At 42.6% G+C, this 26,011-nt stretch carries 17 protein-coding genes, 2 tRNA genes and 1 pseudogene; 13 read left to right on the forward strand and 7 right to left on the reverse strand.

Translation table 11 applies throughout. The features are described 5' to 3' along the window. Positions 1–224 precede the first annotated feature (224 nt). On the forward strand, positions 225–2,183 hold the full coding sequence (locus AB4161_RS16445; protein ID WP_372083649.1) for a diguanylate cyclase domain-containing protein: 1,959 nt from the start codon (positions 225–227) through the stop codon (positions 2,181–2,183). Between the two features lie 135 nt (positions 2,184–2,318). On the opposite strand, the gene AB4161_RS16450 is transcribed toward AB4161_RS16445, so the two are convergent. Then, positions 2,319–2,504, reverse strand: a complete 186-nt coding sequence (locus AB4161_RS16450) for a hypothetical protein (protein WP_017059179.1) — start codon at positions 2,502–2,504, stop codon at positions 2,319–2,321. 273 nt (positions 2,505–2,777) lie between these two features. Here AB4161_RS16450 and AB4161_RS16455 point away from each other — a divergent pair, with 273 nt between their 5' ends. Beyond that, complete coding sequence (locus AB4161_RS16455) at positions 2,778–3,437, forward strand: DUF2726 domain-containing protein (protein ID WP_372083650.1); 660 nt, start codon at positions 2,778–2,780, stop codon at positions 3,435–3,437. Between the two features lie 127 nt (positions 3,438–3,564). Here the strand turns inward: AB4161_RS16455 and AB4161_RS16460 are convergent, their stop codons facing one another. Then, entirely contained in the window at positions 3,565–4,578 is a 1,014-nt protein-coding gene (locus AB4161_RS16460; protein WP_372083651.1) for a porin, read from the reverse strand. A 758-nt stretch (positions 4,579–5,336) separates the two neighbouring features. Between AB4161_RS16460 and AB4161_RS16465 the strand changes: the two genes are divergently transcribed. Beyond that, positions 5,337–5,413, forward strand: a tRNA-Val gene (locus AB4161_RS16465). Between the two features lie 70 nt (positions 5,414–5,483). After that, positions 5,484–5,560, forward strand: a tRNA-Val gene (locus AB4161_RS16470). Between the two features lie 557 nt (positions 5,561–6,117). On the opposite strand, the gene AB4161_RS16475 is transcribed toward AB4161_RS16470, so the two are convergent. The 3 genes from AB4161_RS16475 to AB4161_RS16485 are packed head-to-tail and all read right to left on the reverse strand — an operon-like array spanning position 6,118 to position 7,867. Further along, the gene (locus tag AB4161_RS16475; protein ID WP_102321029.1) at positions 6,118–6,426 is read right to left on the reverse strand and encodes a hypothetical protein; all 309 of its coding nucleotides are present in this window, start codon (positions 6,424–6,426) and stop codon (positions 6,118–6,120) included. Continuing rightward, complete coding sequence (locus AB4161_RS16480; RefSeq protein WP_372083652.1) at positions 6,427–7,638, reverse strand: Arm DNA-binding domain-containing protein; 1,212 nt, start codon at positions 7,636–7,638, stop codon at positions 6,427–6,429. Then, positions 7,631–7,867 (reverse strand): hypothetical protein, encoded by a 237-nt coding sequence (locus AB4161_RS16485; protein ID WP_102321027.1) that lies wholly within the window; start codon positions 7,865–7,867, stop codon positions 7,631–7,633. Before AB4161_RS16485 ends, AB4161_RS16480 begins: the two co-directional genes overlap by 8 nt. Positions 7,868–7,967: 100 nt before the next feature. Here AB4161_RS16485 and AB4161_RS16490 point away from each other — a divergent pair, with 100 nt between their 5' ends. After that, entirely contained in the window at positions 7,968–8,198 is a 231-nt protein-coding gene (locus tag AB4161_RS16490; RefSeq protein ID WP_102393890.1) for a helix-turn-helix transcriptional regulator, read from the forward strand. A 201-nt stretch (positions 8,199–8,399) separates the two neighbouring features. Here AB4161_RS16490 and AB4161_RS16495 read toward each other — a convergent pair whose 3' ends face one another. After that, the gene (locus tag AB4161_RS16495) at positions 8,400–9,254 is read right to left on the reverse strand and encodes a WYL domain-containing protein (RefSeq protein ID WP_102321025.1); all 855 of its coding nucleotides are present in this window, start codon (positions 9,252–9,254) and stop codon (positions 8,400–8,402) included. Positions 9,255–9,475: 221 nt separating this feature from the next. On the opposite strand from AB4161_RS16495, the gene AB4161_RS16500 reads away from it, so the two are divergent. From AB4161_RS16500 to AB4161_RS16535, 8 genes and pseudogenes are all read left to right on the forward strand, one after another. After that, positions 9,476–13,135: an ATP-binding protein gene (locus AB4161_RS16500; protein ID WP_372083677.1), complete on the forward strand. Its 3,660-nt coding sequence runs from the start codon at positions 9,476–9,478 to the stop codon at positions 13,133–13,135. After that, the gene (locus AB4161_RS16505) at positions 13,132–13,770 is read left to right on the forward strand and encodes a hypothetical protein (RefSeq protein WP_136974917.1); all 639 of its coding nucleotides are present in this window, start codon (positions 13,132–13,134) and stop codon (positions 13,768–13,770) included. Before AB4161_RS16500 ends, AB4161_RS16505 begins: the two co-directional genes overlap by 4 nt. Further along, positions 13,770–15,068: a hypothetical protein gene (locus AB4161_RS16510; protein ID WP_372083653.1), complete on the forward strand. Its 1,299-nt coding sequence runs from the start codon at positions 13,770–13,772 to the stop codon at positions 15,066–15,068. The genes AB4161_RS16505 and AB4161_RS16510 overlap by 1 nt, the downstream gene beginning before the upstream one ends. Beyond that, a complete protein-coding gene (locus AB4161_RS16515) occupies positions 15,065–15,910 on the forward strand; it encodes a hypothetical protein (RefSeq protein ID WP_372083654.1) in 846 nt (281 codons plus the stop codon). Before AB4161_RS16510 ends, AB4161_RS16515 begins: the two co-directional genes overlap by 4 nt. 325 nt (positions 15,911–16,235) lie before the next feature. Continuing rightward, a complete protein-coding gene (locus AB4161_RS16520; RefSeq protein ID WP_372083655.1) occupies positions 16,236–17,882 on the forward strand; it encodes an N-6 DNA methylase in 1,647 nt (548 codons plus the stop codon). Continuing rightward, the gene (locus AB4161_RS16525) at positions 17,872–19,065 is read left to right on the forward strand and encodes a restriction endonuclease subunit S (RefSeq protein WP_372083656.1); all 1,194 of its coding nucleotides are present in this window, start codon (positions 17,872–17,874) and stop codon (positions 19,063–19,065) included. Before AB4161_RS16520 ends, AB4161_RS16525 begins: the two co-directional genes overlap by 11 nt. A 169-nt stretch (positions 19,066–19,234) precedes the next feature. Further along, positions 19,235–20,917 carry an SWIM zinc finger domain-containing protein gene (locus AB4161_RS16530; RefSeq protein ID WP_372083657.1) on the forward strand — a complete coding sequence of 561 codons (1,683 nt, stop codon included), beginning with the start codon at positions 19,235–19,237 and terminating at the stop codon, positions 20,915–20,917. 132 nt (positions 20,918–21,049) lie between these two features. Next, positions 21,050–24,345: pseudogene (locus AB4161_RS16535) on the forward strand (type I restriction endonuclease subunit R). Positions 24,346–24,430: 85 nt separating this feature from the next. Here the strand turns inward: AB4161_RS16535 and AB4161_RS16540 are convergent. Further along, the gene (locus AB4161_RS16540; RefSeq protein ID WP_102547907.1) at positions 24,431–25,690 is read right to left on the reverse strand and encodes an adenylosuccinate synthase; all 1,260 of its coding nucleotides are present in this window, start codon (positions 25,688–25,690) and stop codon (positions 24,431–24,433) included. Positions 25,691–26,011: the final 321 nt, after the last annotated feature.

A 26,011-nucleotide genomic window follows, 5' to 3' on the forward strand; every position in this document is an offset into this window, starting at 1 on the left:
AGCCGCGGAGGTAGGAACAGGAAAATCACTATAACGCCAATGAGGTAGATGATTGTCTGAGTTAAATCAAGAAAGTTGCCTGATTATTCTAATTAATGAGAAAAACCCAATTCAGATCCACCAGTGCGCAGGATTTTAATCTGTATATCTGTCGGGTATAATGTTTGACCGCTCTTAAAAAAACGTCAATAAAATTGGAATTCAATCAATAATGGCCCTGATAAATGAATAGAAACAATGTGTTAGGTTCATTCCTTTTCGTGGTGCTGATGAGTATTGTGCTGGGGCTGTATTTGCTCTATCCAACTTATGACGACGATTTAAAGCATATTCGCCCTGAAAACCCGAGTGTTTATAGTCCAGAGAAAGAGTTATCACTCTCTCAATATGGATCTGCGTTGTTCGATATTCTCGATGTATCTCGCGGTGACCCTAATTTAGCTTCCCAACAACTTGAGGCTCTCCAAGCCAAGTTCCCAGACCAAGATAAAGCCATCTATCGTGCTTACGAATTGATGATTTTGTCCAACCTCGCGCAACATAAGTTGGATACCGAAGCGGTTTCCGAATACGTCAGGCAGATTAAAGCACTCGCACAACACGAACATATGGGTTGGCTAAAGGCCCAATCTCTCGTTGAATTGGCGATTGAATACATCAGTAAGGGTGAGCTAGCGGAATCTGAAATCCAAATCAGAGCAGCGATAGATATCGCAGAATCGCTTCACTATGAAGAGTTGTTGATTAAGGCCTATAACACGGCTGGTGTCATCAATAACATCCGCAATGACTTTCCTGAAGCTCAATACTTTTTCCATAAAGGTTTAGACCTTGGTAAGAAGTACCCTCATCACATCTACAACAGCAAGTTAGTGTCAAATATGGCACTGCTTTATATCTATTTGGAAGACTGGCCTAAAGCGCTCAAGCTGATTAAAAGAGCCAAAAAACTCTATTACAAGAGTGGACTACTCGAAGCGTCTACCATCGGCGTGCTGCATGTGAATGAGTCTTTTGCTTATCTGCGCAGTGGTGATTTAGTCAAAGGCCGAGAAGCATATCAAAGTGCGGCTAAGCTAAATGGCGATAACGTGAGTGAACGATACAAAATCATCCTATTAAAAGCAGAGAGTGATGTGTTGTTGGCGGAAAAGAACTTTGAGTCAGCACGACAAGTCGCAAACTTGTGTCTTAGATACCCAGGCGTGGACAAATACACACTTCAATTGGGGCAGTGTTACCTAAATAGAGCCTTAGCGAACATTGGTTTGAACCGAGATAATTTTGTTTTTGCTGATCTAAAGCGATCGTCTGCAATGTTCGATGTTGTGGGGACTCGCAGCTGGAAGGTCCTCGGCTTAAGAACACTTGCTGAATACTATGATTCAAGAGGCGACAGCGAGAACGCACTTCGCTACTTCAAGCTCTATTACAAGGGTAATAAAGCGCTGCTATTTGATAAGCGCCAGAGTGATATCTTTTTACTCGAGCAAGATTTCGCTACGGCATCATTAGCTCAAGAAAACGAACTGCTTAACGCAGAAAAAGAGTTGGGTGAGCTGACATTAGATAAGCAGCAATTACGGAATCGAATCGTCGTCGCTTTGGGTATCATGGTGATGATAAGCGCCACGTTACTATTGATAAGGTTACGCTCGATCCAGAAGACCAACAAAGAACTACTTAAGCAATCAACAAGATGCGAACTGACAGGCTTATACAATAGGCGTTACTTAGAGCAACGGTTAACTCAGCCGATGCCACATCATTTGTCGTCGTTTGGGTATACGCTCGCTATTCTAGATTTAGACCGCTTCAAACAAGTTAATGACACTTATGGCCATGATATTGGTGACCAAGTGCTGGTGGAAGTCGCTAAGCGTTTAGAGAAAATCTTATCAACAAACGATGTAGTGGCAAGATGGGGTGGGGAAGAGTTTGTTTTGTTGCTGGCTGGGAATCAAGATCCTAATAAAGAGCTTAAGCTTATAAGGCAAGCGATCGCTGACCGAGCGATTGAAACGCATTCTGGCCCATTAGAATTAACCACATCGATTGGTGCGACGACTCATCTAACGGAGCAACAGTTGAATAGCCGTACCTATAAGAAACACTTGAAATCGGCAGACGATGCTTTGTATCAAGCTAAGCAGTCAGGGCGCAATAAAGTCGTTATCATTTGAGTTCCTAAACTTAGTTAATCCCCTGCAATCAAGAAACCTGAACTTCAATAACTAAGCGAATAAGAGTGCTTATCTGAACTAATACGGCTATTTACTCTTATTCGCTTAATTCATACTGTGATTTGGCTTGGTGGGTTACTTAGCGACACCTTGAAGCATTTCAACCAATTCGCCTTCTGTCGCTGGTTCGCTAGCGAGTTCAATCACAGCCGAAGCTCCTCCCTTTAACATGTAGGCTTGGGTTCCGCAGTGGTCATAGTGGAACCATTTACCATCTACACATACGTCGGTATAACATCTTGGGTCTTGTTTAAGTTCCATATCAATTTCCTTATTAACATTTGCCTAACGTTTTTCAGACTAGTTGATCACAAATCCAGGTAAATTGATCTAAATCAATCTAGAGTGTAATTGATGATTTAATTATCAAAATAAGAGAGGTGTGTCTAGCGAAGGAGCGACCTCTCGTTGGGCACTGCGCTCAAAGGTCGTGATTCTGGTTGGCAACTCTCGCTCTTTTGCTTGCCAGGTGATGCTTTTCTACATACGCTAGCTACTCTCTTAATCCCTATACAGACTTGATTGTGTTGGAAAATGACTAATATCTTTATCGTTGTAATTGTTCTGGTTGTGTTCTTTTACTTTATTCAAAAGTATGTGGTGAAACACGATGACACCAAAGACCACGCTTATCAGAAGAAAGGCGCGTTGATGTCGGCGCAACAGGCGACATTCTATAATGCGCTAAAATCAGCTGTGGGCAACCATGGGGAAGTGTTTGCTAAAGTCAGCATGTCGAACGTACTTGTTCCTGCTAAGACGAACAATAAGAAGAATTGGTTTATCGCCAACAACAAGATCTCACGTAGTTACTTCGACTTTGTTGTTTGCGACCCGCGAACGCTAGAGCCCCGCGTTATTATCGAACTTGATAACGGCAAAGAGCTCAATAAAGGGAAAGTCGATCGCGAAAAGCTACTAATTCACGTGTGTAAATCGGCAGGTTTACCTCTGATTGGTGCATCTATTAAACACAGCTACCAAGTGAGCCGTTTGAAGAGCTTACTGGCAGCACACATCGATTTAATCGAGCCATCAAAAGAAGTGCGATTTTGTAAGAAGTGTGGTAGCCCAATGACCATCAAACTGGCAAGCCAAGGCGATTACAAAGGCCGACGCTTCTTCACTTGTAGCCGCCAGCCAAACTGCACCTATACCGAAAACTACAACGTTGTATTCGATGTTGAAGAATAGTTGGTATCGATAGTAATGCATCCGGTTGGACTCCATTCAATCGCTTAGATACGAATAAGTTATACAAACTAAAAAGCCGAGCATTGATTATGCTCGGCTTTACTAATATTAAGTGGATTGGTTTAGACTAAAACGCGTAACGCATACCGAGCTGTAGCTCATCTTCGTCGTTATCGCCTTGCCCACCTTCGCCCTCGTCTAACATGTTAAACTTATAACTACCAAAGAAGGCCACATCGCCAATATAACGTGCGTATTCTAGACCGATAAAGTTAATGTCGTAATCTGCAATATCGTCAGCTTCAAAGTAGCTGTAGGTCAGGTTGACGGTGTTGACACCAAACGAGTATCCCAAGTAAGCATCGGCAGAATCGTAGTCTGAATCTTTTACGCCTAGACCTGAAATACTACCAAATTGATAGAGTGCGGCGAACCAAACCCCCTGATCGTTGGTGTACTTAACCGCACCAATATAGGCATCAGAAGTTTCTGTATCTGTCCCAACGCCATAGGTTTCATCACTTGACGCATAACCGACGCCAATATCTAACCCAATCGAAGTGCTGCCGGCGACAACTGCACCGAAGCCGTCACTTTGTGCTGATTCACTATCTGAATTGAAATTGCCATCAATTTGAAAGGTGATGTTGTCGCTTGTCAGTTCATAACGTAAAACATTTTTTGCTCGATCAGCAGTCGACACCGTGTATTCATTGATATAGCCGCTGAAGGTTTCAGCCATATCCGTCCAATCGGTTAAGTAGGTAACGGCATTATTTTGGTGGCCATAATAGACGTTACCGTGATTGGTTTGAACACCCGTATATAAGAATCGAGTGTTAATGCCGATATCATCTGATGCGCCATCTTCAGACTCTGTTAGTTCGAATTCATATTTCCCAAAAAAGGAAACATCGTCCGACGCTTTTTGTGTGCCATCGACACTTAAGCGGACACGTGATCTATCACTATAGGTGCTACTATTACCAGCACTTTTATTCTCATCAGAGAAATTCCCTCGAACTTCTGCGCGGCCGCCGATATTGAATACTGTTTCATCTGTCTCATAAATGGTCGCCGCCGATACGGCAGATGTCGATAGTATGCTCACCACTGCAATGGCGATATGTGATTTTTTCATAATTTATTCCCTATTTTTCACACTTGTATTTATCGCAAACCATAAATTCACGTATAGCATTGAATTTAGATTATTGATTCCTACAGGTTATGAATATAGGCGCGCTTTACCATTATGCAAATTTCATTATGTATTACTGTGCTGTATGTATTCAAAATAGCTATGATGTGTGGGGTTGGGTTTTGAATTGCTTATAGATTGTTGCTCTTGAGGGAGATTAATTGTAGCTGATGTTTTTCGACTATAGAGTGCTATCGTATTTATGTATGTTGGTAATAACCCGGCCACTTTATATGAAAAATCCGAATTTAGTCATTGCGGCCTAGTAATTCGATGACGACGATTACAAAATCGTGGTGATTTTTATGAATGATGTATTTCAGTGAGTTACAAAGCCTCTGCGTGCCTTTCACTTATAATGATCAAAATACTACGGTAACCCAATGGGCAAGCAAAATTTTTGACACTAAATATAGGCATTGATCTATACCTGTATGGTTACTGTAAAGGCCAAGAAAAACGGTATAGACAACAAAAATCCCAAATTGAACACATTAGGTTAGTTAATTGGTTGTCATCAAGGATTAGAATTTTTTCTAACTAAACTTTGTTTTTCAGCGGTTTGACGATAATCTGGGTGTAAAATCGACATGTTGTTATGTCTTTGATTGCAAATTGAGCAAACGAATCGCAAGATGCCAGTTAATACTTGCACCATCTGTTTATCATGGATATCATCGTTGGCGTTCTAAGGGAATGCGTCCGTAGCTCAGTTGGTTAGAGTACCGCCTTGACATGGCGGGGGTCGGTGATTCGAGTTCACTCGGACGCACCATTCCTTCTTTAGTTTTTATTGCATAACTATTGAGTTTGTCACAATGGTAGTAATAAGAAATTAGAACATCGCCCGCTTAGCTCAGTTGGTTAGAGTACTTGCATGACATGCAAGGTGTCACTGGTTCGAGTCCAGTAGCGGGCACCAAATTCGTTCTTTCTGAACAAGCAAAAAGCCCACCTAGCGTGGGCTTTTTTGTGTCTGCGTTTCTGGAAAGTACCTTAAATAGCATCATTCTTGTCTGCCTCCCCGTTGAATAATTATTGGATGGGCTAAGTGACTCATATCTCTCAAACTCGATTTGTGACCGCGTGGTGACCATGCTGTGACAACCTTCTAAGCATCTACAGTTGGGAGTAACAGAACATTTAAGAAATAGTCATCAGCACATTTTTAAAAAGAATGCTCTCGTTAATCTGAGTCTGGTGCGGTTTGAAGGGTCCAGCACTACGGTTAATGCAAAACTACTATAGAACTTAGGCTCAAGTTATCAACGTTAACTTTGTGCGGCCAGTGAAGTGGGTGTGCAACAAATTATAGTGTTCTTGTTAACGGGTGATGGCTGATGAGTTATTTCAAGGTGCACTAGGCGCCAGTTGTAGGTGAGGGTAGATTCAAGCAGAGTATGGAAATGTTCAAAAATGGGAAATAGAAAAGAGCCAAATAAACATGGGTTCATTTGGCTCTTTTTTGAGTAGCTCTCATTAATGCAATTGCTTCAAAGAAAAACTGATCCGTGATTGCATTGCAATCAACAGCCAACTGGCATCTCGATTATTTGGCTTGTCTTTACATAGATGTAGTGCTTTTAGTACACCGCGCGTGACTGAATCAATAAAGACATGTTCATGATGGAATTTGTCTGGCCACAGTTCAGTACGTTGCTTGATAAGTTCGTAAATTTCATCGTATAGCCAATCAATATCTTGATGAGAGATTTTCTGAAAACGCTGAGCCTGAAGAATGTCACAGCACAAACTGGTGCAGTGAATAGCTAGAGGTGAATAAGCCATTTACTTTCCTCCATTTAAATTAGCATCTAATAACTTTTCAAAAGCACTGCCGTCTTGCCTGGTTAGGTTTGGTATATATCGGCTGTAAACTGTGAACAGCATTTTTGTAGTGGTATGGCCCATTTGGCGAGCTATCCACTCAGGTGCTTCTCCGGCTGCTAACCATAATGTTGCAGCCGAATGTCGAGTCTCATAAGGGCGGCGATATTCCATTCCCAAGTTTTTAAGTGTCGGCTTCCAGATTCGGTCTCTGACGTTACCTTTATCTAAAGGGTTTCCAGCTGCATTGCAGAACACATACTCCTTAGTACCAGTCACTTTGTATTGGGATTTTATAGCTTTAAGTACAACAGATGACATTTGAATGTCTCTTGTTGAACCCACCGTTTTCGTTGTGTCTGAACGGCCGTGTACAAACGTTTCTCGAACTGAAATTAAACCACGCTCAAAATCTATGTACTTCGATTTCAGACCATCGATCTCTGAGGTGCGCATTCCGGTGAAGAAACGAACGGTGAAGTAATCTTTAAAATCGGAACGTACCGATGATAAAAACAAGTTCACTTCGTTAAAATCAAACGGGTTTACACTAGTGCGTTCAACACGTAGTGGTTTGATGTTTTCAAACGTCGAACGAAAATCGTAGCGATCTCCGGCTTCGCTCAAAATCATGCGCAGTGGTGTCATGACATGATTAATGAACTCGGCAGATAATTTTTTGCCGTTGTTACGCGGTTTCACTAAAGAAGCACGGTACTTTAAGATGTCAGGTCGAGAGATCTTCGCGACGTCTAAATGCCCGAAGTGGGGTACAAGGTACGACCATAAGTAGATCTTCATACTGTCCTTATAGCTCTCTTTCCAACGCACTTCGTTTTCGTCATACCACTCTTGTGCGAAGCTTTCGAACAAGACAGTTTCAATTCCTTGTAGCTCTTGTACTGCCGTTTTGTAATTACCAAGTAATTCCTGTTTGCGTTTTTGAGCTTGGATGTCTTGTTTCAAAAATGTTTGAGCTTTCTTAGACTCAGGGAAGTACTCACTATATACAAAACAACTCAGGCGAATGTCCGCTTCAATTTGATTTAGCAGTTTCTGTAGCTTGCGTTGGTTTACTTGAGTTGCAGGCAGTGCAGTTTGCTCACGGCAACGCATACCTTCATATCGGAAGTCGAGATAGAGCTTACCGCTACGTGAATTGATACTACCCATGACACACCCTCCCGCCAGCCATTGGAATATACTGAAGGTTACGTGATGCAGATTGGTATAATTCTGCCTCTACCTCTTCCCAAATGTAGAGAATTTTTCTACCATTGAATGGTCGAATGTAGTGTTTACCTTCGATGAAAATTGAATCTCGCAGAGTCGAATTGATATAGTTGGCGCTAAATTTGATACGACCTGCAAGCTCTTTTGCTGTAAGTAATAATTGGTCCATTTGACCTCCATTGTTTGTGTTTTAACAAGACACAAAATCAGCTTAACCATACTTTTGTGTTTTATCAAGACACATTATTATATCTTTTAGGAATTGATGTGTGATTAGATATAACTTAAAGGAACTTATAGATAAAAAATCAGCGGAAGAGGGACGGAAGATCTCTGGAGCTCAAATTGCTGCCGAAATAGGTATTCAGCGTTCGGCCATGGCGAAAATGATCCGAGATGAAGGGTACACTACAACCACAAAAACTCTTGATGCCTTGTGTCAGTACTTTGATTGTGATGTGTCAGAGGTTATTTGGTATCAGAAAAGGAATATTAGCTAAAAACTTATCGAGTGAAATGTAGGGTGTTTTTAGTCGTCACTTTACAATAGGTGTAGGCTGCTGTTTTAAAGCATTCAGCAAGGAGCGTTTATTCATGGATCTTTACACCATAAATACAGTCAGCCCTAGTTTCGAGTAGACAGATAATGTTCCATCTAGAACATCACCAATCTTATCGGGTTGTCTCGAACGAACCTTGATTTATCTAGGTAGACTTTCGTCAAAGTGAGCAGTCAATTGATAGGCTTCTGGTTGTTCTTTTAGCAGCTTTTGGTCTTGTATGACGCCCATACGTCGCAAGTAATAACTGACTAAAGCTCCACGAGTTACTATTTCCATCTTCTTGTTTTTCATAGCGTAGTCGTCAGCAACAACAACTTGTTGTTGCTCAGACAAGTAAGGGTTAGGTGTAATCATTAACTTAACTTGATGGTTCCAGTTGTCATCATGTTCTCGCATTTTTGGTGACTTATCCATTAAGTCAGGTTCGTTCCTAAAGCGACTTAACACGAAATCTCGAAATTCATTTTTCTCTTCACAATATGCTCTTACATGCCACCTGATCCCATCATAGACTAAGCTGTGAGGCGCAATAATTCGACCTCGAACCTCAGGTGTAGAGAGCGATACATAGTCAATATCGACGCGAAGGTTAGCCCTTGCTGCCGCAATTAATCCTCGAACAATGCTTGGTGATATAGCCCTTTCAGGAACGTTCAATACGGTCGATTGAGCTTCCCCCCAATTAAAGAACTCGAAGGTCTCTTCTTGGTTATATTGCTGATGAAGCATAAGTAGATACTCATGAGCAGTGCCTTGAGTAAATAAAGGCTTAAAGTTGTCTGCTGGCCTATAGCCTTTAATTGTTCTATCCAGTATCAATTGACCTTGGTCAGTTAAGCTAATGTACTTGTTGATATCCCTAGAAGCTTGTTGTCTCCCTATGTGAAAAGCATCACATAGGTGATTTGTCGTCAGTCGACCCTCCCAAAGAGCAATGATCTCAATTAGTCGAAATCGTACTTGTTGGTCCCATTTGATATCTGCTTGACTCATGTTCGTGCTCATAAATGTTACATGTTGATGTATACAGTATATACATGTAGTGAAAAAGTACATATATTTATTGTGGATATTGGCAAGGGCAAGAAAAGTCAGGAATCTTTACTGTGAGAGAGTCGATGGTATTGAAAGCTGTAACCTGATTTAGTGGCCACAAATTCAAACTGGTTGATTTTCAGTCAAGAAAAACAACATAACTCGAGATAGATACGATGATGTATGCCGGATTGACCAAAGTTATCGCAATAAATTCTTATCAGAAAAACAAGATGTTTTCTGAGTATTCTTTTGACGCTCCCACTCAGATCACTGGCGGTAACGGAGAAGGCAAAACATCACTTTTAAGGCTCATTCCGTTCTTTTATGGAGCGACTGGCACGCAGATCGTCAGGAAATCGAATGTCAATAAGCCCTTTGCAGAATGGTATTTACCACACAACAACAGTTATATTGTTTTCGAGTACATTACTGCTCGTGGTCAAGTTGCTCATGTCATTTGTTATCGAAACCTTAGTACTAAAGGTGGCATTGTTTACCTTTTCGTTAAAGGTCAGTTTGAGCAGTCAGTGATCATTAAACAAGACAGCGAAGATAAGCCTTACGCTATCGGCTGTACAAAGCTGGCCGCGGAGCTGAACGCTAACGGCTTAGAATACGAGTCGCGTATTACTAGCGTCAAAGAGTACCGCGAAATTATCCAAAATATTAATGCAGGGAATTTGAGCAATCAGTTCCTGAGCTACTCTTTGTGCTCTGGTCGTCATGATGTCCGTCACATTGAAAAAATCACAGCGGCGTTGATTCAAGGTGAATTCAATATGGCCGACACAAAGGCGCTTTTCCTGGATATCCTCGAGCAAGGAAATAGCACATTAGAGTTTGGTGTGGATGCAAACAGAATTGAACAATGGTGTGATGACTACAACGGCCTAACAGCGTTCCTAGCCAAAAAAGAAGCGTTCATTGAAGCTATTGCGAACAATAAGCAGATTGCCTATCTAACCACTCAGCTCGCCAATGCCTTAACAATCATTCGTGAAGCCTCTGAAAGCCTTGATGAATCTCTTAAGAAAACCGAAATCGAGCGCTCAGATTTTCTTGAAAACAGTGACAAGCAGATTGGCGAAATTAATCAAGATAAGCTTGATAAAGAGGTTCAAAAGAGCGCTCTTCAACGCTCTATCACAAGTATTAACTCTGAGATCGAAGTACATCACAGCAAGCTTATAACATACGAAAATAGTGGTTATCCAGAACTGTCCGTTAAGCTAAAGCAATTGCCAGAAATGGAAGACAGGGTGGCACAACAAAGACAAAGTTACGCCGATCTTGAAACTAAGGTAAATGATGCGAAAGCAAAGTATGAGAAAGACAAACAAAACCTTGTTAGTAAGTTCAATAAAGAAAAGTCTGACCTAACAGAGCAAAAACTTGATGCCGAGAAAGAGTGCAAGGTTAAAAAAGACAAGATAGACGATGTATATCAGCCACAGTTAAAGGAACTGACCCAAACCCATACGATTTTTACAGCGGATAAATCTCAGGCTCTTATGGAGCATAGGGCTGAACTCGCTACTCAAAAGCAGCGACTAAAGAACCCAGATATTGATGAGTTTCTCATTGAGCAGAGAGAGCAGTTGGAGTCTGAGAAGGACAGATTACAAGAACAAGTAGACACGTTAAAACACACGACAACTTTGAGTGAGAAGGAAGGAGTCAACTTACAAACTAAACGTGAAAAGCTACTCGAAAGATTAGAGGCCACTCGTCGAAATATGCGCGATGCCGAAACCAGGCTAAAAGTAGTCAGTAACCGATTAGACCCAGATTCAGGAACCTTGTTCTCGTTCCTGGAGGCTAATCGACAGGGGTGGCAAAGCTCTCCACTTGGTCGTGTTCTCACCGATGAGCTTTTGATGGACACGACACTCACACCATCAATGACTGAAGATTCAGGTTCAATGTACGATTTATATATCGATACGAGCAACCTAGCAGATTGTAGTGTCACCAACAAAGCTGATGTGGAAGAGCAGGCTCACTTGATGGACCGTATCGTTGAGCTTGAAGACGCAGAGGCTGATTTCAATAAGCAAATTTTGAAAAATGATTTTGCTGTTAAGCAGTCAACGCTTGAGTTATCACGATTACGCAATGAACTGCGAAACGCTGAGGGTGACCTATCACAAACTAAGGTTAACCTTAAAAACAAGAAAATAGAGATTGCCCGTGCAAAAGAGGGCTTAGTCGAAAAAATTAATATAAACATCAAATCGATTGAGAAAGCTATAGCCCTGATTGAGCAGGAAATCTCAATGACGCTTGAACGTTTTGAAGAAGCAAAATTAGAGCTAAACAACGACAGGCTTACTCAAATTAGCAATGTTGAATCATCACTTGATCTCACGATCGGAGCTATAGATGAACTACTGGAAAAAAGTACTCTGACGTTGGGCGAGAACAAACAGCGCATCAAAACGGAGTATGAACAGCGGTTGAGTGATCAAGGTATTAGCGGTGAAATCTATCAACGCTACAAAGAAGAAATTGAATTGCTTGATAATGAGATCAAAAACTTAAAAGTGAAGTCTCATAAAATCAAAGAATATGAGATATGGCTTGCTGTTTATGAAGTGGATGATCCTAAGAGACGTGACGATCGCAATACTAAAGTCAAAGAACTTGAAACGGTGCATCAAGAGTTTGAATCTTTTGAAACTAAACTGAAAGAGTTGAGAGCCAAAGCTCATCGAACCAAAAAAGAGTTTGATGAGAAGCTTTCTATCTTGAGAAACCACAAACAGCGAGCTGACAGTGCAATCTCTCGCCTAACTAACTATGTGATGTTTGAGGGCGAAGAAGGCAGCCAAGAAGCGCTCGATTATAACGGCGATTTAAATTCACTCTTGAGCTATGTAGAGAGCAAACTCCCGGAGTTAGAGAGGCTTACTAAGCTACGTAAAAAAGATATACAACAGATGGAAACTATCACTCTCAACCTTGGTGACGGGGAGCTGTATCGTTTCTGGAATGAAAGCAGCCGAAACGCCATTACAGAGGATATTGTTGCTAGTGACTCTAAGCGAATAGATATTCTAGAAATCATCATGAATGACATTATTCCTCAGGTGACCAGCATAACAATTGAAAGCGCGGTCAACATGGGGCGTATGCTCGTTGACTTCAAGCATCGGCTACTCGGCTTCGACCGTGACATTAAGAAACTTGGTCGTAATATCTCTGAACAAGTAAAGCTCAATAACACGTTCTCGGTGGTTGGTTCTATTGACATTAACGTTGAAAGTTCACTTTCCAAACTACAAGGTTGGCAAGATATTATTAACTTCTCTGAGATTTACGAAGAGTGGGATAAAACGGGATCTGCTGAGCTACCAACCAAAGAGTTTTTCAACGCTTTAAGTACACTGACATACCATATTAGTGCCGAGAAAGTTAAAAAGCCTACTGAGCTGTTTGACATCAAATTTGAAGTCATCGAGAACAACCAGCGTAAAACGGCCAAAACAGATAAAGATATGCGTGATTTGGCCAGTAATGGTACGAACTTGCTCATTCAATCCATGTTGTATTTAGCACTTCTGACACAACAACGTGGAGCAAGTCGACTATCAATAACTTACCCAACCGATGAGATTGGTAAGCTGACGGCAGAAAACCAAGCCAAACTGCTCAAAATGATGGGGGCACATAACTTCAATGTTATCGCGGCTCAACCCGATGGCAATAATCGTACGGCCAACTTATTTAAGTATCTGTATCACTTAACGCCTTACAAGAACATTTTCAACAAACCTAAAGTAAGCAAACTTGCGTTAGCTAAAGCCGCTGAAACTAGCACAGGAGTAGAAGCATGAAGCCAGTATCACAAGTCTTAGAATCTCTACTTAGTGGTAGCTTTATCTGCCCAGCAACGGATCGTGAAGCTTACAAGACGCTTAAAGAGGATCGTACACGCCGAGAAATCAATCAAGCGTTGACTCTTATGGGGCGCGAGCTCCAATGTACGAGCAGAACCAGCGCCTATTATGTTACCTATAAAAGTATCGACGACCACAATCGTCGTCAGGTGACCGCGTTGATGAGTAATGTACACGGTATCATTCGACCTGTGGTTAAGTTCGTAGCGACAGTCAGTGAGGCTGCTCAAGTTGAAGCAGTGATGGTTGGTGGTGATGAGTTAAATGTGCCTATGCTGAGTGCGCAAATCCAATCGTCTCCTAGCTTGATGGAGAAACTCGATAGTATTTATCGACTTCCAAAAGTGAGTCGAAAAAAAGTGCGTGACAGTGCAGCGGATAAACTCAATGTAGTTGTCGAATTTCTGGTTAAAGAAGGGGTGGCTCATTTAGTAAACAAAGAGCGCCAACTCTATGTGATGACGGGAAAATTAGACTTTGTCTACGAGGTGCTCGATTTCATCGATACGCATGAAAAGATCGTTGAGACAGTTAACAAAGCAAACGAGAACCAAGGGGAGTTCGACTTTTGATGAGCCCTCAAAACAATGGGAAACATGGTGGTGTTAACCACATGCTTCGCTTAATCAGCCAAGCAAAGGACACATTAACGCATGTTTTTGAAAATGGCACGATACGTGAGACTCATGAAAACGCCAATGACCTACGTAAATTAAAAGAAGCCCGTGTTGTTATCGTGACAAGCCGCGGCTACCGCGTGCACCCTAAGATGGAAGCATTGATGAACTACTTCCTTGAAACGGAAGCGAGTTCATTTCTTGGGACTCAACATGCTGAGCGCATTCCAGAAATTCAGAGCTTAGCGCAAGAATACCTGGAAGCTAAATTAAATGGCAAAAGAGAACAAGAGGCGGATAGGTTTAATAGCCTTGAAGGTGTGGTTTATGAAATCACAATGGACTTGCAAGAGTCTTGTCGTCGCTTAAGAAACCGTATCAGTTATGATTTTGGCTATGGCCATACGCTCGCTCAAAAACAAAAAGAGAACCAAGTTGCTATAGAGCAAGCTGAAAAGCTTGTTACTGGCATGAAAGCTTTCTCTTTTAAGTTGTTGAGTGAAATGGCTGGAGATAACTCAGAGCTCAACACCTTGTTTTGTGCTGAAATGCACAGTGCGATTCGTAGTTGCCAACAAGAGCTCGGATCTATCCTAATTCAACTCCGAGCTTTGATGCTGAAGTATCGTAACCGCGAACGCGATAAGGACCTGATCAATGCCTTTGATCGGTTTATTGATCAAGAGCCACACTGGACACCAAGTGACGATTTAATTTTGCCTGATGAGGTAGCAAAGCACGACGGCATTCCGATGTTTTGGCTTTCAGAACCTATTCAATTTGCACATCACCCAAATCCTGATGATATGGACCAAGAGCCGGAATTGGCCGATATTGTTGAAAAAATTACGGCACAGCCCGCCGAACAAGAAGAGCTTCCGGTTGTTGAAGAAGCTGAGCGCCGAGAATTGACTCTTGATGTTGAAATACAAGAGCTGATTGAAGCGGACATTGATTCTCATTGCGATACCTTTTTTGCTGAAGCCTTTGTTGGCAAAGGAAAAACCAGCATTTCCGCTTTGGAGTATTACGAGCAAATCAATAGTGACTTACCGGAAGATCTTGACCAGCTCACTTGCGCTAAAGACGTGTGGCTATTTAGCGTGCTTAATTTCCATAGTTCAATGCTTCCCGAAGATAGCAAAGGCTTTACCGTTGAGCCTATCGGGTCTTATACCTATTTAGCAAAAGGTAGCAATATAGGTTACGGCAACCTTCACTTAGAAGATGTGTCTATAGCGAGGAAACTGTGAGTAGAATTATTGATGATATAACGGGTAGTGATTTAAATCGGTTAAAGCAACTCTTCTCTCCTGCGAAGGTTAATGAAGGTGCCAGTGTAGCGCTGAGTGGCGTGTTTGATACTTTTCATCGCGACTTTAGTGTTGGGAGCGCCAGAGGAGAACATTTGCAGCTGACGCCTAGAGATATACGTCAAATTAGGAAGGTGATTAAAGAGCAATCTGGTTTTGATCTTTTAACTGATCCCATCCCTAATTCTCGAACGGATATGGCTCAGTTCTTTCCTAACGAGAAGTTAAGCTCAAGTCCTGTCAAAGACAAGGTCATTAAAGTTTATGGGATTTTGTCCACGAACATAAATGGTAAATCATATGACTTACAAGAGGGCATGAACATTGAGGTAGCTCTAAGTCATTTGACGAGCATTGAGCACAGCCAAGTTGTGATTGTTGAAAACTATGAAGCATTTTCTAAGTTTAGATTAGTACAAACCGACATAGGGCCTAACCCTCTTATCGTTTACCGGGGGGATAAGGACACGGGAGTAATCTCAAAAGAAATTGCGTTGGCTTTTCCAGACGTAGAGCTTATAGCTTGGTTTGACACCGATCCTAAAGGTATTTCTTTAGCTTTATCATCGGGAGCGACTTATATGCTGCTACCTAATTTATCAACAGATACTCTCAAAGAGCATGGCCGATCAGAGCTATTTGCGGACCAATACCAAAACTGGAATCGAGTCTCAAAATTTATCCCCCCTAAGTTAGAGTCCATTATGTCTGAACTGGAAAAAGGGATAACCCAAGAGTCAATCATGGCAAATCAAATAGCCGTAAGGTTACACCAAATTTAGTCACGTAAATGTTGAGCTCCCCTGTAAGTGCGGAGATAGGCATGTTTACCTTGGGGTAATCAATCAAATGTTGTGAAGCTCATGCAGAGTGCCTACAAGACTGTTAAGTGCTGCTAATCTAGCCACTGAATTATTTATAAAGATTAAACGAATTTTGTGGCTTTTTTAAAATGCTCGATCATTTGGATATTTCCTTATCTTAAGGCACGTAAAAAGCGCCTAAAATTGGAGCTTTATCAATTCAACTCATTCAATTTCATATATAATCGCCCTCAATAGTCTGCGCTTGAAAGCAGAGTCCTACATTATTCGAGTAATTAACAACATGGCAAAAGCACCCGCTAACAAGAAACCCGCCTCAAAAGCTAAGCCTGCGTCAAAAGCTAAAAAAGCGACCAAAGGCTTTGAAGAGACCCTTTGGGATACCGCTAATCAGTTGCGTGGTAGTGTTGAGTCATCTGAATACAAACACGTGGTATTAAGCCTTGTGTTCTTAAAGTTCATCAGCGACAAGTTTGAAGCACGCCGCCAGAAGATGATAGACGACGGGCAAGAAGCGTTTGTTGAGATGAAAGAGTTCTACCAACAAGACAACATCTTCTTTTTACCAGAAGATGCGCGTTGGTCATTTGTTAAAGCGCGCGCTAAGCAAGATGATATCGCTATCATCATCGATACCGCTTTATCGACTATCGAAAAAAACAACCCTAGCTTAAAAGACGCCCTGCCAGACAACTACTTCTCGCGCCAAGGTTTGGAAGTGAAAAAGCTGGCGTCACTTATCGACAGCATTGAAAACATCGATACGTTAGCTAACGAATGTGACATGAGCGAAGAAGACTTAGTCGGTCGTGTTTACGAATACTTTCTAGGTAAGTTTGCAGCAACCGAAGGCAAGGGTGGTGGCGAGTTCTACACGCCTAAGTCAGTGGTAACACTGTTAGCTGAAATGCTAGAACCTTTCCAAGGTAAGATCTACGACCCGGCTTGTGGCTCGGGCGGTATGTTTGTTCAGTCTTTAAAATTCATTAAAGAGCACGAAGGGCGCACCAAAGATATTGCTATTTATGGTCAAGAGTTGACCTCGACCACTTATAAACTGGCGAAGATGAACTTAGCCATTCGCGGTTTATCTGGCAACTTAGGTGAACGTGCAGCCGATACCTTTTTTGCTGACCAGCATAAAGACTTAAAAGCTGATTACATCATGGCTAACCCACCGTTTAACCTTAAAGGTTGGCGTAATGAGGCCGAGCTAACCGATGATGCGCGCTTTGCTGGCTATCGTACACCGCCAACAGGTAATGCCAACTATGGTTGGATTTTGCACATGCTCTCGAAGCTAAGTGAAACAGGCACGGCAGGCTTTGTATTGGCGAACGGCTCAATGAGTTCAACCACGTCCGGCGAAGGTGAGATCCGCCAGCAGCTAATCGAGAACGATCGCGTTGAATGTATGATTGCTCTGCCGGGGCAACTGTTCTTTACTACGCAGATCCCTGTATGTATTTGGTTTATCACTAAAGACAAAACCGAAAACACCACCAAAGGTTTCCGTAACCGCCAAAAAGAGACGTTGTTTATTGATGCTCGTGAAATGGGCACCATGATTAGCCGCACCAATAAAGAGCTGACTAAAGATGATATCGCGCTGATTGCCGATACATACCACGCTTGGCGCTGTGATGAAGCAGAACTTAAAGCGCGTATTGAGCGTGGTGATGGCAAAGTAGAGAAGTATGAAGATAAAGCAGGCTTTAGCAAATTAGCGACCATTGCTGATATCAAGGCTAATGATTTTGTGCTGACTCCGGGCCGCTATGTTGGCGCAGCGGAAGTTGAAGATGATGGCATTCCGTTTGAAACCAAGATGAGCGAGCTTTCACAAACCCTATATAGCCAAATGAATCAGTCCCAAGAACTAGATAAGACGATTCGCCGTAATTTGGAGGCGTTGGGTTATGGGGAGTAACTTTTTCTCAACCACAATTGGTGAGCAGATTACTCTTCAAAGAGGGTTTGATATAACCAAGAAGGAGCAGCAAGAGGGTAATGTGCCTGTAGTTTCTTCAGGAGGAATATCAAGTTATCACAATGTGTCTAAAGTAGAAGCGCCCGGAGTCGTTCTCGGTCGAAAAGGTACTCTAGGAACAGTGTTTTTTGTGGAGAAAGACTTTTGGCCTCATGACACATCCCTATGGGTTAAAGATTTCAAAGGGAATAATCCACAGTTTGTGTACTACTTTTTCAAAGGTATGTCTGCGGAATTAAAAAAAATGGATGTAGGTGCAGCAAACCCTGCTCTTAACCGCAATCATGTCCATCCATTGCAAGTTGAGTGGCCTCGGAGAGAGGTTCAAGACCAAATAGTATCTGTTGGAGCAGCATTAGATCAGAAAATTACTCTTAACAACCAAATAAACCAAACCCTAGAGCAAATGGCACAAACGCTTTTCAAATCTTGGTTTGTCGATTTTGACCCAGTAAAAGCCAAAATGAATGGCGAACAGCCAAAAGGGATGGATGCGCCTTTTCTTTCAAAAGAAGTTGCCTCGCTTTTCCCAGAAAAGCTCGTTGAGTCTGAGTTGGGTTTGATTCCAGAAGGTTGGGATGCGGTTCAAGTTGGTGACATCGTACAACGATTAAAACCAAAGAAACGCTATACCAAGAAGCAAGTTGAGCCTTATGGTAAAACGCCTGTTTATGAACAAGGCGCAAGTATTTTGCTAGGTTTTCATAACGATGACGCAGGCTTTGATGCTTCTCCAGAAGACCCTGTTTTCATTTTTGGTGACCACACCTGTATCACACACTTATCTTGTTCAAAGTTCGATATATCCTCGAATGTAATTCCTCTTAAGGGTAGCGTTAGACCAACGATTTGGACTTACTATGCGATCCAAGGAAAGCAAGAGTTTCAAGAGTATCGACGTCATTGGTCTGAGTTTATTATCAAAGATGTTGTGCTACCTCCGGTGGAATTAGCGGAGAAGTATGCTGAATTAGTAACAACTAAATACTTGATGATGGAGTCGCTGAAACGTCAGTCTAAAGAGCTAGAGCAGCTACGAGATACCTTGCTTCCTAAATTGCTCTCCGGCGAAATCGATTTAGAGAACCTGCCAGTAGAACAAGCTAAGGCGCTGGCAGAGTAACCTTTCGTCATTCCAGAAAGTGAGGGACGAACTTATCAGGAATCTCGTTTTTGACGGTGGTGAAAAGCGAGATCTCAGATACCTCGCGCCTCGGTTCTGAGATAACGAAGGTGGGAATTAGATGAATCCGAAATAGAACAAAGCAAAGCGTAGGTGGAACCATAATATAATGAACGCAACTAATACTCGTGAAATCGACATTTCTGAATTGACGACACTGTGTGAAACAAGCACTTTGCAAAAAGGCATCTTGCTTTCACGCAGTGGTGCAGTACGCAAGCTTAACCTTGTTGGCAACACCGCGACCGCACAGGTCAAAGGCAGCCTCAATTATCAAGTGAGCCTCGATTTCACTGGCGATCTGGTTGGCACTTGTACTTGCCCTGCGGCGCAATATCAAATGTTGTGCAAGCACGGCGTGGCGGTTGCCCTTTGCCTACAAGACCAAAAACAAGCTTTAAACCAAAGTAGTGAACGAGATACCATAAAAAATCACCTGCAAAGCCTTGGTGAAGAGGCCATGGTAGAGATGCTACTCGAATACCTAGAAGAAGATGAGTACACATGGAATGCACTGCTGACAAAAATTGAAATACGCGAAAAGCCAGCCGTATATGGCGAGCTGAAAAAGTTGGTTACCCAAGCCTTACCGCGAGAACAGCTCTGGGATTGGCGAGAAAGCCATGATTATTTCAACTCAGCAGAAATTCAATTGAACATGATCATTGAATCAATGCAAAGCCTTAACGCCGATCATCAATGGAAATTAATCAACTACCTTGTTGAACGGTTGAATAAGGTGCTAGAGCAAATTGATGACTCCAATGGCGATCGTTATGGCATTGAAAGCATGATTAACGAACACATGCCAAAGACGCTGGCAAAGCTTAATTGGAGTGAGCAAGAGAAAGCGCAGTGGATGTTTGAGCGTTTGACCCATTACGAATTTGACGTATTTCCTTCGATTGAAGAGAGTTTTGGAGCGATTTGGCAATCTAACACCCACTTTCTAACCTTATGCCGCCAAGCGATAGATCAAGCATCGCAAGATGAGAGTAGCTGGAACTTACGCTCATGGGCAGTTCCGTTAATGAAACACAGCTCCGATTGGCGTGAAGTGGCGGAAATTAAACAAAAAATAGCACGAACGTGTCGAGATTATCTTGAAGTTGTTGATATGTTCATTGATGAGCAAGAGCCGTTAGAAGCTGAGTTTTGGTTAGCTAAGGCGAAAAAAATGGCGAGTGATTATGAACTTCGTGCGTGCGAACAAGCTCAATTCCGTCTTTATGTTGAACTAGGTGAAATCCATTCTGCATGGGTATTAGCTAACCGTTTGTTAGAACAATCACCAAGCTTTCAATATTATCAACAGTTAGCGAAGTTTAAAGCCAATTACCAAATTGATGATGTTGAATTTTTCTCCCGCACTGAACTGCTACTTGCCAATGCCTATCAACAACCAGACCGCTATAATCAAGCTTCTGATCGTACGGATGCCTTGGTTCTGTTCTATATCGATAACCAGCAATTAGACAAAGCGTGCGAATGGGTTGCCGAACATAAAATATCAATACAAGGACTTATTTCGCTTGCCGATCATATTGTGGATGATAAACCTGAAAATACGCTGGATTATTATCTGCGAGCAGTCTCATCTTATATCGAACAGACCAATAATACGGCTTACGATCAAGCTTTAGAGTTACTTCGACGTTTAGAGAATATGCTGAAATCGCATCCTACTCAATTGGCGACATTTTATAGTCAGGTGGCGCAACTCGCTACCACGTACAAGCGTAAGCGTAATATGTTCGCTTTAATTCAGAAATATTATTCAAAATATATCTGATTCTGCGGAGGTGACAAGATCTGCGGTGTTGAGAAAATGGAACAAAGCCCGAAACCGAGTTACTACAAAACAAATTTAAATAACTCAATTTAGAAAACAACAAACAACGTCAAACAGCAGTAGGAAAAGGCGATGAGCTTAAAATTCACAGAAGCCAAATTAGAACAGGCCATTATTGAGCTATTGGGTGAGCAAGGCTACCCACACGTAGTGGGTGAACAAATAGCGCGTGAAGACAAAGAACAAGTACTCATTGTCGATGACTTACGACGCTACCTTGCCAAGGAGTACCGAGGCGATGCTATAACCGAGAGCGAAATCGACACCATTGTTCGTATGATCTCAACGTTGCCTGCCAGTGATTTGTACCATAGCAATAAAACCTTCTGCCAATGGCTAACGAATGGCTTCTTGTTTAAGCGTGAAGATCGCTCAAAGAAAGACCTCTATATTGAGTTAATCGATACAAGACATTTGGCACAAGCCTTACGCTTGATGTTTGTCCCGCTGCTAGAGAATAAATCTAAAGCAGACAACTCTGATAGAAAAGTTGCTGAAGGTAAGGTTACGTACCTAGAAACAAATCGGTTAGAAGCGACTGACACCAATATCTATAAAATCGTTAGCCAGCTAGAGATTGAGGGGGTCGATGAACAAATTCGAATCCCTGATGGCATCCTTTATGTGAACGGCTTACCGCTGGTGGTGTTTGAATTTAAAGTGCCGTGCGAGAGAAAGACGCGACCATTTTTGATGCATGGAAGCAAATCTGTGTGCGTTATCGCCGTGATATTCCCAAGCTGTTCGTCTACAACGCGATGTGCATCATCAGTGATGGTGTGAACAACAAAATGGGTAACCTGTTTGCGCCGTATGAGTTTTTTTACGCGTGGCGCAAAGTAACGGGCAACGAGTCTACCGAAAAAGAGGGTATTAACTCCCTCTACACCATGATTGCTGGGTTATTTAACCAAACCAGATTACTTGATGTGGTGAAGAACTTTGTCTTCTTCCCTGATACTTCAAAGAAAGAGATAAAAATCTGTTGCCGTTACCCGCAGTACTACGCAGCGCGTAAGCTTTACTACAACATCGACAAAGAACGTAAGCCATACGGAAGTGGTAAAGGCGGCACTTACTTTGGTGCAACAGGGTGTGGTAAGAGCTTCACCATGCAATTTCTATCGCGCCTATTGATGAAAAGCATCGATTTTGAAAGCCCGACCATTGTACTTATTACCGACCGTAACGATCTCGATGATCAGCTTTCTAAACAGTTCTGTAATGCCTCTGATTACATTGGTGATGAGATGGTTGTGCCAGTTAAAAGCCGTCAAGATTTAAGAGACAAGCTGCAAGGCATCAAGAGTGGTGGTGTGTTCCTGACTACCATCCACAAGTTCACCGAAGACATCGAATTGCTTTCAGAGCGTACAAACATCATCTGTATTTCCGATGAAGCTCACCGTTCACAGGTCAACCTCGATAAGAAAGTGGTGATCAAATATCAAGATGGTATAGCCGTCGATGTGAAAGAGACATACGGCTTTGCTAAGTATCTGCACGATTCTCTACCAAGCGCGACTTACGTTGGTTTCACCGGAACGCCGATAGATGCCACCCTTGATGTATTTGGTGATGCAGTAGACAGCTACACCATGACAGAATCGGTTAATGATGAAATTACGGTTCGTATTGTTTATGAAGGCCGAGCAGCCAAAGTCATTCTTGATAACAGCAAGCTTGAAGAGGTAGAGAAATACTACCAAGCGTGCGCAGAAGCTGGCACCAATGAACATCAGATAGAAGAGAGTAAGAAAGCTACTGCCAATATGAACGCGATTCTTGGCGACCCTGACCGTATTGAAGCTTTGGCGAAAGACTTTGTTGAACATTATGAAGGGCGAGTTAAAGAAGGTTCTACGATAAAGGGCAAGGCGATGTTTGTCTGTGCGAGTCGTGAAATCGCGTTTGATTTTTATAAGCAAGTCAAAATCTTAAGGCCAGAATGGTTTGAGGAAAAGCTATCAATTGATGGCGTCGAGCTGACTGATAAAGAGAAAGAAGAGTTAAAGCCACTTGCGATGGTGCAAATGGTGATGACGCGCGGCAAAGACGATGATCCTGATCAGTACAGCCTGTTAGGAACCAAGGAATATCGAAAATCGCTCGACCAGCAGTTTAAGAGTCCTAAGTCGAATTTCAAAATAGCCATTGTAGTCGACATGTGGCTAACAGGTTTTGACGTTCCTGAATTGGATACTATCTACATCGATAAGCCGTTGCAGAAACACAATCTGATTCAAACCATCTCACGTGTTAACCGTAAGTTTGAAGGCAAGGCCAAAGGGCTGGTTGTCGATTACATTGGTATCAAGTCGCGAATGAATCAAGCCTTAGCGATGTATTCAAAGGCTGATGACACTAATTTTGAAGATATTCGTTTTTCCGTTATTGAGGTGAAGAACCATCTCGATCTGTTAAGGCAGATGTTCCACAAGTTCGATACGTCAGGTTATTACACAGGAGAGCCGTGTAAGCAGCTAGAGTGCCTTAATCAGTCGGCAGAATACATCCTTCAAACCAAGAAAGGTGAAACCCGATTCATGGCTTTAGTCGGCCGTATGAAGGCGGCTTATGATGTTTGCTGTGGTAGTGAATTGTTATCTCAGCAAGAGCGCGACCAAATTCACTTTTATATCGCAGTGCGCTCTATCATCTTTAAGCTAACCAAAGGTGATGCACCAGATACGGCACAAATGAATAAGCGCGTTCGCGAGTTAGTGGCAGAAGCACTTCGTGCCGATGGAGTAGAAGAGATCTTTACCATTGGTGATGAGCACGCCGAAGCAATCGATATTTTTGACGAAGATTACCTAGCTCGCATCAACAAGATTAAGCTGCCTAACACCAAAATTCAGCTACTTCAGAAGCTACTAGAGAAGGCGATAAGCGATTTCAAGAAGGTCAACCAGCTACAAGGGATGAATTTCTCTAAGCGCTTCCAATCGCTGGTGGAGCAATACAACGAACGTCGTGAAAATGATGTGTTGAATGGTGAGGAGTTCGATACCTTCTCTCAAGAAATGACCGACATTATCTTTGATATCGTGAAAGAAATGGGCTCGTTTGAAGACCTAGGCATCGACCTAGAAGAGAAAGCGTTCCTCGATATCTTGAACCACATGCGCAAGAAGTACGATTTCACTTACGACGATGACAAGATGCTCGAACTGGCGAAGGAGATGAAAACCACAGTAGACAATGTCGCTCAATACCCAGACTGGGCAGGCCGCGATGACATCAAAGCCAAGTTGAAAGTGGATTTAATCTTACTGCTACACAAATATGGCTTCCCACCAGTAGCCAATGATGATGTTTACAAAGGCGTGCTAGAGCAGGCTGAGAATTATAAGAAGAATGTGTAGTCGCTTTAAATTTGATGACATTTGATTTTATCAATGAGTATTTCAGCTAAAACAATCACTTTAGCTGAAATACTCGAATAGAGATCTAACCTCGAATGATCATTTGCTCGCGCTCTGGACCTACCGATACCATCACGATTGGCACACCCATCAGCTCTTCGATACGAGTAACGTAATCTTGCGCTGCTTGAGGAAGGCTCTCAAACGTGCGGCAACCCGTGATGTCTTCATCCCAGCCAGCCATATCTTCATATACGGGCTTTAGCTCAGCCGTTTGTGGCCAAATCGGGTTCTCAGTATGTTCACCTGAGTAAGCGGTACAGATTTTAAGTTCAGACAAACCAGACAGGCAATCGATCTTAGTCAGTGCTATTTCCGTTGCAGCTTGTAGGTCAACACCGTTGCGAGTTGCCACTGCATCAAAGTAACCCATGTCACGTGGGCGGCCTGTTGTTGCGCCGTATTCGTTAGAGCTTTCGCGGAAGCTGTCTTGTTCTTCCATTGCAGTTACTAGCGTGCCAGTACCAACAGACGAGCTGAATGATTTAGCAACAGCGATAACACGTTCAGGACGAAGTGCAGGTAAACCGCTACCAATGCCAGCATAAGCTGCGGTTACATTCGAAGATGTTGTCCAAGGGTATTCACCGTAGACAAGGTCGCGACCTGCGCCTAACTGAGCTTCAAACAGTAGGTTTGCGTCTTGTGATTGCAGCGCTTTAAGCGGCTCAGTTACGTTGCAGATGAACGGGCGCCACGCTTTAGTTACTTCAAGTAGCCATTCTGTCATTTCAGAAGCAGTCTGGGAGAAGTCACATTGAGGGTAGAGCGCTTTAAGCTGAGGCATCTTCCAATCAAGTAGGAATTGAATACGCTGCTCTAAAATTTCAGGTTGATTCAGCCAACCGACAAGAATGCCTTTCTTCATTACACGATCGCCGTACGCTGGTGCAATGCCTTGACGTGTAGAGCCGTAAGCGCCATCGCCCAAACGCTCTTCTTCAAGCGTATCTTCAAGAGCATGTAAAGGGAGACACAGTGTCGCACGATCTGAGATCGCCATTTTCACTTTGATGCCAGCCTCTTGAACTTCTGCAATCTCTTCAGTTAGCGCAGCAGGGCTGATCACCATGCCAGGGCCAAGAACCGCCGTACAATTAGGATTAAAAATACCACTAGGTAGTTGGTGCAGTTTGAATGTACCGAAGTCATTTACCACAGTATGACCTGCATTGTTTCCGCCTTGGAAACGAATGCTAGCAGAAGCTTGGTCTGCTAAAAAATCGACGATGCGGCCTTTGCCTTCATCACCCCAGTTTGCGCCCACAACAACGATAGATGGCATAATTTTTCTCCTAACTGATTGAGGAATCATGTTAGGCCTACAAGGTGGATAAGAGAAATTAATTATCTTTATTATCTTGATAAGGATTCCATATATCCTTAAAGTCTTAAGCTACAAGCGAGACTCCCTATCGCGTTCGTTCCTCACTGTAGGGAATGACGATGTGGGGGTATTCCTCAATTTAATGAACGGCGATAATCAGTAGAGAAACGTCAAAACAACCGTCATTCCAGAATCGAGGAACGAGGTATCAGGAATCTCAAACCACAAACGAGATTCCCTATCACGTTCGTTCCTCACTGTAGGGAACGACGATGTGAG

Origin of the sequence: Vibrio sp. 10N.286.51.E5 (assembly GCF_041469125.1) — a bacterium.
Lineage (GTDB): Bacteria > Pseudomonadota > Gammaproteobacteria > Enterobacterales > Vibrionaceae > Vibrio > Vibrio crassostreae_C.

Bases quoted from the DNA above. Each gene is read 5' to 3' on its own strand.
- AB4161_RS16445 (WP_372083649.1), top strand. From the start codon at position 225: ATGAATAGAAACAATGTGTTAGGTTCATTCCTTTTCGTGGTGCTGATG.
- AB4161_RS16450 (WP_017059179.1), bottom strand. From the start codon at position 2,504: ATGGAACTTAAACAAGACCCAAGATGTTATACCGACGTATGTGTAGAT.
- AB4161_RS16455 (WP_372083650.1), top strand. From the start codon at position 2,778: ATGACTAATATCTTTATCGTTGTAATTGTTCTGGTTGTGTTCTTTTAC.
- AB4161_RS16460 (WP_372083651.1), bottom strand. From the start codon at position 4,578: ATGAAAAAATCACATATCGCCATTGCAGTGGTGAGCATACTATCGACA.
- AB4161_RS16475 (WP_102321029.1), bottom strand. From the start codon at position 6,426: ATGGCTTATTCACCTCTAGCTATTCACTGCACCAGTTTGTGCTGTGAC.
- AB4161_RS16480 (WP_372083652.1), bottom strand. From the start codon at position 7,638: ATGGGTAGTATCAATTCACGTAGCGGTAAGCTCTATCTCGACTTCCGA.
- AB4161_RS16485 (WP_102321027.1), bottom strand. From the start codon at position 7,867: ATGGACCAATTATTACTTACAGCAAAAGAGCTTGCAGGTCGTATCAAA.
- AB4161_RS16495 (WP_102321025.1), bottom strand. From the start codon at position 9,254: ATGAGTCAAGCAGATATCAAATGGGACCAACAAGTACGATTTCGACTA.
- AB4161_RS16500 (WP_372083677.1), top strand. From the start codon at position 9,476: ATGTATGCCGGATTGACCAAAGTTATCGCAATAAATTCTTATCAGAAA.
- AB4161_RS16505 (WP_136974917.1), top strand. From the start codon at position 13,132: ATGAAGCCAGTATCACAAGTCTTAGAATCTCTACTTAGTGGTAGCTTT.
- AB4161_RS16510 (WP_372083653.1), top strand. From the start codon at position 13,770: ATGAGCCCTCAAAACAATGGGAAACATGGTGGTGTTAACCACATGCTT.
- AB4161_RS16520 (WP_372083655.1), top strand. From the start codon at position 16,236: ATGGCAAAAGCACCCGCTAACAAGAAACCCGCCTCAAAAGCTAAGCCT.
- AB4161_RS16525 (WP_372083656.1), top strand. From the start codon at position 17,872: ATGGGGAGTAACTTTTTCTCAACCACAATTGGTGAGCAGATTACTCTT.
- AB4161_RS16530 (WP_372083657.1), top strand. From the start codon at position 19,235: ATGAACGCAACTAATACTCGTGAAATCGACATTTCTGAATTGACGACA.
- AB4161_RS16540 (WP_102547907.1), bottom strand. From the start codon at position 25,690: ATGCCATCTATCGTTGTTGTGGGCGCAAACTGGGGTGATGAAGGCAAA.